Origin of the sequence: Winogradskyella psychrotolerans RS-3 (assembly GCF_000427335.1) — a bacterium.
GTDB lineage: Bacteria > Bacteroidota > Bacteroidia > Flavobacteriales > Flavobacteriaceae > Winogradskyella > Winogradskyella psychrotolerans.
Genome location: NZ_ATMR01000100.1, coordinates 1 through 892, shown reverse-complemented (window position 1 = coordinate 892; position 892 = coordinate 1). Strand labels below are relative to the sequence as shown.

1 protein-coding gene is annotated in these 892 nt (G+C 39.9%); it reads left to right on the top strand.

Features of this window, described 5'->3' with window-relative positions; genetic code table 11:
• On the top strand, positions 1–747 hold a 747-nt coding region (locus ADIWIN_RS10515; protein ID WP_040756992.1), incomplete at its 5' end, for an outer membrane beta-barrel family protein.
• Between the last annotated feature and the right edge of the window lie 145 nt (positions 748–892).

Sequence of the window (892 nt, the reverse complement as noted above, 5' to 3'; positions counted from 1 at the left end):
GTGAGTTACAGCAGAAGGATTAGAAGGCCGGTTTACAACGACCTAAGTCCTTTTATGACCCTTTCTGATGCTCGTAATTTTTTCAGTGGAAACCCTGACCTTAATCCTGAATATACAGATGCCTTTGAATTAGGGCATATTAAATACATGGACAAGGGGTCCATATTTTCAACTGTTTACTACAGGGATACAAAAGATAAAATCGAAAGGATAAGAAGTGTAGATGCAGAAGGAAACTCAACAACCCTTCCTGAAAACCTCATTGGCGAGAAATCCATGGGCTTTGAATTCACTACTGATTATATCCCCGTAGAGTGGTGGAAATTAGATGCCAACTTTAATTTATTCTATGCCAAAATTGACGGAAGTAATGTTCTAGACACCTATACTGCAGACACCTATTCCTGGTTCACCAGGCTTACCTCCAGATTTACTTTTGCCAATGGCTTGGACCTTCAAGTTCGAGGAAATTATGAAGGAAGAAGAAAAGTAGCCCAAGGAGTACAAAAAGCCACAGCCTTTATGGACCTGTCAGCAAGTAAAGATATAATGAAGGGAAGGGGCACATTGATTTTTAATGTTTTGGACGTGTTTAATTCCAGAAGAAACCGTTACATATTCGAAGGACCAGGATTTACGACTGTTGGCGATGTATTTCCAAGAAAAAGGCAAATCAACCTTACCTTAAATTATAGAATCAAACAATCAAAAGCCCAGACAAAATCTGACTTAATGGGCGGAGAATAATAACTTTCTACCTCAGGTCTTGCGGAAAGCATGACCTGAGGTAGAAAATAAAAAGCAGCCCGGTGGCTAAAGCCGATGTGATTCTGCCATTTATTTACCCAGTGATTTATTTGGCCATTCGTTTCACCTCCTGATGGCGAAAACA